We start from the raw sequence: 6,576 nt of genomic DNA, 5'->3' as shown, positions 1-6,576 counted from the left end.
CCCCAGCCCCACCCGGACGGGCGGACAGGGGCCCTGTCATCCCCCTTCCAGGCCTGCCGTACGGACAGTCATTTCTTCCCCTACGAATCGGGCGGCCCCGTAACTTCTTCAGGCACCCGCCATGACTCACCGCGAAAGTGCCCGGAATTCCCGGGAGCAGTGAGTGGGCATGCCGTTCGCATGAGTGGAGACGCGTCGAGGAACCGAACCCGTGTCCCAGTCTTCCGCAAGAAACCGCCTGGTCCTGCCCTACCGCGTCCACTACGCGCCTCCCGCGTGGCGGGAAGTGGGGCGCATGTCCTCGGAGGCGTTCGAGGCCTTGCAGCAGACCCTGGCGCGGCTGGCGGAGCGGTCGAGGAACCACGACTCGGTGGCGGGACCCGCGCGGCACCGCGTGGAGGGCCACGACCTGGAGCTGCTCTACGAGAAGGACCCCCGCGCCAGCACGCTCACGCTGCTCGCGGTGACGCGGGTGGGCTGACGCACGGGCCCCGGCGCGGGCCCCGGGTCCGTCAGGCGGTGCGGCCGGACAGCCGCCCCACGGTGGCCACGAGCTCGTCCGGGACGATGGGCTTCTTCAGCAGGCCGCCCGTGTCCGGCAGCGGCTCCGTGCCCACGCCCGACAGGAGCAGCACCGGCACGGACTTGAGCCGGGGCCAGTCCGCGCGCAGGTGGCGCAGGAACTCCGGGCCGTCCATCACCGGCATCCGCAGGTCCAGGAGGATGAGGCTCGGCGGGGGCAGGTGCTGGAGTTCGTCCAGCGCCTCGCGGCCATTGGCGGCGACGGCGACCTCGTAGCCTTCGGCTTCCAGGATTTCGGCGATGGCGGCGCGAGCATCCTCGTCGTCCTCCACCACGAGCACGGGCTTGTGCGGCACGAGCTTGGCCATGTCCCGCAGCATAGAGACCCCCTCCCCCACGCGGACACGCCTTCCCGGATTACCCCGACGACTGGTGGACAGATGGCGGCCCCGGAGGGTGTGTCCCCTGGGGCCGGAGCATCCGCTCTGGGAAGGGGGACCCCTGGAAACGTTGCCCGGCCACCAGGAACCCCGCGCGGCGGGGCAGGGTCCGCGCCGGGTAGGCGGGACCCACGCTCCCAGTTATTTATTTTGGGCAAAAACGAACCTTGCGGTCCAGAATACGCCGCCAGTGGTGCCCCCGCTGATTAGGACTCCGGGGCAACGCGGAGGGGAAGCAGGCTCGCAAACGTGTGCTCCCGCACGGGACCCTCTCACCGGGGGCCCCGGGGGGTTAGCGAGCCCCGCCGCCCCTTCCTACCTTGGGCCGACCATGTCGCTGAGGAGCAAGGAGCAGCAGAGGGTTCGCGTCCGCGAGGCCGTGCCGTGGAAGGCCCGGGTCTGGCGGGAGCTGGAGGCGGGGCGCGAACGCATCCAGGCGATGCTCGCGCCGCTGCCGGAAGGGGAGCTGATGCGGCAGCACTCGCCGCTGATGTCCCCGCTCGTGTGGGACGTGGCCCACGTGGCCAACTACGAGGAGCAGTGGCTGCTGCGCGCGCTGGGGGCTCCGGCCTTCACGGACCCCGCGTTCGACGCCATCTACGACGCCTTCCGCCACCCGCGCGGCACCCGCGCCACGCTGCCCCTGCTGGAGCCGGAGGCCGCCTGGGCCTACGCCACCCGCGTGCGCGAGGCGGTGGGCGCGCACCTGGAGACGCTGCCGGAGGACAGCGCGGATCCGCTGCTCCACGGCGGCTTCGTCTTCGGCATGGTGGCTCAGCACGCGCAGCAGCACGCGGAGACGCTGGCCGCCACGCTGCAGCTGATGACCAACGTGGAGTACCACCCGGTGGAGGCCCTGCGCCCCCAGCCCGGCGCGGTGCCCCAGCACGAGGTCTTCATCCCGGGCGGCCCGGTGCACCTGGGCAGCGACGACGCGTGGGCCTACGACAACGAACGCCCCCTGCACGTCGTGGAGGTGGCGCCCTTCCTCCTGGACGCGCATCCCGTCACCACGGGGGACTTCCTCGTGTTCGTGGAGTCCGGCGGCTACGAGGATCCGCGGTGGTGGGATCCGAAGGGCTTCGCCTGGATTCAGGCTGAGCGGATCCGCCACCCGCTCTTCTGGATCCCGCGGGGGAATCACGTCTGGCTGCGCCGCCGCTTCGGCACGGTGGAGCCGCTGCCCAAGGACGAACCGGTGCAGCACGTGTCCTGGTACGAGGCGGACGCGTACGCGAGATGGGCCGGCAAGCGCCTGCCCACCGAAGCCGAGTGGGAGAAGGCCGCGCAGGGCAGTGACGGCGTCTCTCGCGCGCACCCCTGGGGGGACGCCGCGCCCACGGACGCGCACGCCAACCTGGGCGGGGCGCGCTGGGGACCGTCGCCCGTGGGCAGCCATCCGTTGGGCGGCAGCGCGGACGGCGTCTGGGGCCTCCTGGGCGACGTCTGGGAATGGACCTCCAGCGACTTCCAGCCGTACGCGGGCTTCCGGGCCTTTCCGTACCGCGAGTACTCGGAGGTCTTCTTCGGCGACACGTCCAAGGTGCTGCGGGGCGGCGCCTGGGCGAGCGCGCCGGTCGCGGTGCGCAACAGCTTCCGCAACTGGGATTTCCCCATCCGGCGGCAGATCTTCGCCGGCTTTCGCTGTGCACGGGACGTGAGGTGAGGGTCGCATGAGGATGAGGACGGAGCAGGGCGAGGCACGCGTCGCGGACGGCGACTCGGCGCCGGGCGTGAAGGTGGACGTCCACGTGAGGCCCGGGGACGCGCAGCGCGCGCTGCGCGCGGAGGTGCTGGAGGGGCTCTGCCGCGGGCCCAAGGAGCTGAGCCCCAAGTGGCTCTACGACGAGCGCGGCAGCCAGCTCTTCGACGACATCACCCGCCTGCCGGAGTACTACCCGACGCGCCGCGAGCGCGAAATCCTCCGCGCCCACGCGGACGACGTCGCGCGGCTGAGCGGCGCGGACACGCTGGTGGAATTGGGCAGCGGCACCAGTGAGAAGACGCGCCTGCTCCTGGACGCGATGGACGCGGCCGGGCAGCTCAAGCGCTTCGTGCCCTTCGACGTGAGCGAGGCCTTCCTGCGCAAGGCGGCGGAGAACCTTTCGCGCGAGTACCCGCGCATCACCGTGCACGCGGTGGTGGGCGACTTCGAGCAGCACCTGGGCCGCATCCCGGGCGGCGGCCGGCGGCTCATCGCCTTCCTGGGCGGCACCATCGGCAACCTGAAGCCCGCGCAGCGCGCGCTGTTCCTGCGCGAGCTGGCGTCGGGGCTCAAGCCGGGGGACGGGCTGCTGCTGGGCACGGACCTCATCAAGGACCGCGAGCGCCTCTTCGCCGCCTACAACGACAGCGCGGGCGTGACGGCGGACTTCAACCGCAATGTGCTGCACGTGCTCAACCGCGAGCTGAAGGCGGACTTCGACCCGGAGGCCTTCGAACACCTGGCCCCGTTCGACGAGGCGAACAAGTGGATCGAGATGCGGCTCATCTCGCGCAAGGCCCAGTCCGTGTGGCTGGAGGACCTGGGGCGGCGCGTGGACTTCGCGGAAGGCGAATGTCTGCGCACGGAGGTGAGCTGCAAGTTCTGTCGCGAGCAGGTGCAGTCGGAGCTCAGCGACGCGGGCCTCGACCTGACCGCGTGGTGGACGGACGCGGAGGGAGACTTCGCGCTGTCGCTGGCGATGAAGCGCTGAACCCGGAGTTGCTGGGAGGAGGGACCGCCCGGCGCTGCTTCACGCGCGCCGGGCCCGGGCCCGAATCCAGGGGACGACGGGTGCCGCGGGCGGCCTAGCGGCGGCGCGGCGGATTGCGACGCACGGGCACCGGCACCGGGGCCGGCTGCTGCGCCGGGCGGGTCCACGCGGCCCAGAGCGCCGCCGCCGCGGTGATGACCAGCCCCCCCGCCGCTGCTAGCTGCTCACCCAGCGGCCCGATCTCCACGGCGGCCAGGGGGAGGGGAAGCATCTCGGTGAGCGTCATGCGCGGACTCCTTACGAGGGGGCACAGCGTGAAGGCTTGGGCCGGGCGGGCGCTCGACACAGGCCGGGAAGCTAAGGTTAGGAAGTCGGACGGCTTTGGGGAAGTCCTGGAGACCTCAGCTGACGGGGCGTGGACGGAATTGCACCCCGGGCCGGTCCCGAAGTCCATCCCCTCCCCGTCCCAGTCGCCAGAAACATCACCCGTCTCACGTAATGGGGACACCCGGGCCGCGCAGGACGTTCCCGAAAGCCCCGGGCGCTGTCGCTTATCGGCCTTCCGGGTGGCGCTTCTTCCACTCCACCTTCATGCAGTGGTCCTGCACCACGCGGATCCCCGCGCGGGCCAGCCGCTCGGCCGCGGCGTCGTTGCGGATGCCCAGCTGGAACCAGACGGCATGCGGCTTCTTCGCCAGCATCGCGTCCACGTGCGCGTCGATGTCGTCCGGCCGCAGGAAGACCTCCACCACGTCCACCTCTCCGGGCACGTCCTTCACCGACGCGGAGATGGGCTCACCCAGGATGCTTCCCTGCTCGCCGTGCGTGGGCACGGGCAGCACGGTGAAGCCGTGGTCCTTGAGGAACTTCGGGATGGCGTGCGCGGGCTTGTCCGCCTGGGCTTCCGGACGGATGCCCAGCACAGCGATGCGCTTCGTGCGCGCGAGCAGCGCGTCGATGCCGGCCGCGTCTTCGATGAGGTTCTTGCGCCAGTCGTCCATGGGTTGCGCGCTCCTTGTGGAAGGAGGCCGCGAGCCCAGCGGGGGACTGTCAGCGGGGCGCGGCCTGGACCTGGATGGTACGGCAGGCCTCGGTGGCCAGGCGGACTTCCTCGCTGGAAGCGCCAGGCAGGCTGGCGCAGAGGAACAGGTCGTCCCCCACGCGCCGGGCGCCGAAGAACGCGGGCGCCTCCGGGCCCAGGCCACCGTCGCCCAGTGCCGGCGCCATGGTCACGCGCAGCAGGGAGAAGGAAGGGGACTCCTCTTCCTGGTCCAGCGACAGCGTGAACTGCTTCATCTGCTGACGGACGGTGTCCGCCAGCTTCTCCGAGGAGGGCATCTCCGCACCCTGCCCCGGCTTCAAATCCACACGCAGCGCCGGGCGGCCGGGAGGGCCCGCCTGGAAGCTGCCGTCGGTGGCCACCTGCGCGGACCATCCCGGCGGCAGCGGCACCTTCACGCCCGAGCGCAGCCCCGCGTCCTCCGTCATCCCTTCGACGGACGGCTTCTCGTCCGAGCAGCCCTTGCAGCCGCCAAACAAGACGCCGAGCGAGACGAGCGAAACGAGCCCGAGGCGTTCAAGCCCCGGGACCTTCCGCGCGCTGGACGCGAGCACGCGCACCGCTACTTCTTCTCTCCGGGCGGCGGCGGGTTTCCACCGCCCTTGCCGATGTTCTCCATCTTGAGGGAGCCCTCGAAGATGACGCCGCGGTCCATGGAGAGCGACGGCGTCTCCAGGTTGCCCTTCACGCGGCCCGGCTGCTTCAGCTCGATGAGCTGCGTGGCGCGCACGTTGCCTTCCACGGTGCCGTTGATGATGACGGTGCCGGCCTGGATCTCCGCCTGCACGCGGGCGCCGTCGCCAATGACGAGCACGTCCTTGGTGACAATCTGCCCGTTGAACTTACCGTCGATTCGAACCTGACCTTCGAAGGTGAGCTTCCCCTCGAACTCGCTTCCCTTACCCAGAAGCGTGTGAACCTCACCCGGACGCGTCGACACGAAATCCTCCTCCCGTTTGAACAGGGGCTTGCTGGGTGCTTCGTCTTTCTTCCCGCCAAGGAGCGCCACGCCCTACTCCTTCCTCAGAAGCTTCAACAGCCTGTCGAGGTCATCGTAGGAGAAGAAGTCCACTTCCAGGGTGCCTTTTCCCGGGCTTTTCTCCGACAGACGGACCTTTGTTCCCAACCGACGCTGCAACTCCTCGGTGAGCGCCTTCACCTGCGGGCTCACCTTGGGCGCCGGCTTGCCTGCATCCTTGCCGCCCTTCGCGGACTTGCCCTGCTGCACCAGCCGCTCCGTGTCGCGCACGGACAGCTTCTTCTCCGTCACCTGCTTCGCCAGGTTCTGGAGCTCCGGCAGCCGGGGCACGCCGAGCAGCGCGCGCGCATGGCCCATGCTGAGCGACCCGTCCGCCACCATGGCCTTCACGTCCGGGGGCAGGGCCAGCAGGCGCAGCGCGTTCGCGACGGTGGAGCGCTCCTTGCCCACCTTCTGGGCCACCTGCTCCTGCGTGAGCTTGAACTCCTCCACCAGGCGCCGGTAGCCGTCCGCCTCTTCAATGGGGTTCAGGTCCGCGCGCTGGAGGTTCTCCACCAGGGCGAGCTCGAAGGACTCCGCCTCCGTGACCTCGCGCACGATGGCGGGGATCTCCTTGAGGCCCGCCGCCTGGGACGCGCGCCAGCGGCGCTCGCCCGCGATGATGAGGTAGCCGTCGCCGCCCTTGTTCGGGTTCTTGCGGACGAGGATGGGCTGGAGCAGGCCCTGCGCCTTGATGGACTCGGTGAGCTCGTGGAGCTTCGTCTCGTCGAAGTGGCGGCGGGGCTGGAGCGTGTCGCGGTGGATGGACTCGATGGCCAGCTTGAGCACGCCGGCCTTCGGAGGCGCGGCGGGCGCCGGAGCGGCGGGGGCGGCCTGGGG

General features: G+C 70.5%; 9 protein-coding genes. 3 read left to right on the top strand and 6 right to left on the bottom strand.

The window, feature by feature from the left end; all coding sequences use genetic code 11:
• Positions 1-211: 211 nt before the first annotated feature.
• Positions 212-481 (top strand): hypothetical protein, encoded by a 270-nt coding sequence (locus tag D7W79_RS36825; RefSeq protein ID WP_147442236.1) that lies wholly within the window; start codon positions 212-214, stop codon positions 479-481.
• Positions 482-512: 31 nt separating this feature from the next.
• On the opposite strand, the gene D7W79_RS36820 is transcribed toward D7W79_RS36825, so the two are convergent.
• Entirely contained in the window at positions 513-890 is a 378-nt protein-coding gene (locus D7W79_RS36820; RefSeq protein WP_120529955.1) for a response regulator, read from the bottom strand.
• A 403-nt stretch (positions 891-1,293) separates the two neighbouring features.
• Between D7W79_RS36820 and egtB the strand changes: the two genes are divergently transcribed.
• Together egtB and egtD are read left to right on the top strand one after the other, a co-directional pair.
• Entirely contained in the window at positions 1,294-2,628 is a 1,335-nt protein-coding gene (egtB, locus tag D7W79_RS36815; protein ID WP_120529953.1) for an ergothioneine biosynthesis protein EgtB, read from the top strand.
• Positions 2,629-2,635: 7 nt separating this feature from the next.
• Positions 2,636-3,658 (top strand): L-histidine N(alpha)-methyltransferase, encoded by a 1,023-nt coding sequence (egtD, locus tag D7W79_RS36810; protein ID WP_120529952.1) that lies wholly within the window; start codon positions 2,636-2,638, stop codon positions 3,656-3,658.
• A gap of 94 nt (positions 3,659-3,752) precedes the next feature.
• Here egtD and D7W79_RS36805 read toward each other — a convergent pair whose 3' ends face one another.
• From D7W79_RS36805 to D7W79_RS36785, 5 genes are all read right to left on the bottom strand, one after another.
• The gene (locus tag D7W79_RS36805; RefSeq protein ID WP_244222173.1) at positions 3,753-3,929 is read right to left on the bottom strand and encodes a hypothetical protein; all 177 of its coding nucleotides are present in this window, start codon (positions 3,927-3,929) and stop codon (positions 3,753-3,755) included.
• 280 nt (positions 3,930-4,209) lie between these two features.
• The gene (locus D7W79_RS36800; protein WP_120529950.1) at positions 4,210-4,659 is read right to left on the bottom strand and encodes a CoA-binding protein; all 450 of its coding nucleotides are present in this window, start codon (positions 4,657-4,659) and stop codon (positions 4,210-4,212) included.
• Positions 4,660-4,708: 49 nt separating this feature from the next.
• Positions 4,709-5,278, bottom strand: a complete 570-nt coding sequence (locus tag D7W79_RS36795) for a hypothetical protein (protein ID WP_120529949.1) — start codon at positions 5,276-5,278, stop codon at positions 4,709-4,711.
• A 2-nt stretch (positions 5,279-5,280) separates the two neighbouring features.
• Positions 5,281-5,727 carry a bactofilin BacM gene (bacM, locus tag D7W79_RS36790; protein ID WP_014400844.1) on the bottom strand — a complete coding sequence of 149 codons (447 nt, stop codon included), beginning with the start codon at positions 5,725-5,727 and terminating at the stop codon, positions 5,281-5,283.
• 3 nt (positions 5,728-5,730) lie between these two features.
• Positions 5,731-6,576: ParB/RepB/Spo0J family partition protein (locus D7W79_RS36785; protein ID WP_120529948.1), on the bottom strand; the 846-nt coding region annotated here is incomplete at its 5' end.

This window comes from Corallococcus exercitus (genome assembly GCF_003611585.1).
Classification (GTDB): domain Bacteria; phylum Myxococcota; class Myxococcia; order Myxococcales; family Myxococcaceae; genus Corallococcus; species Corallococcus exercitus.
Note: the sequence above shows the minus strand (reverse complement) of the source record. Positions and strands in the feature narration are given on the sequence as shown.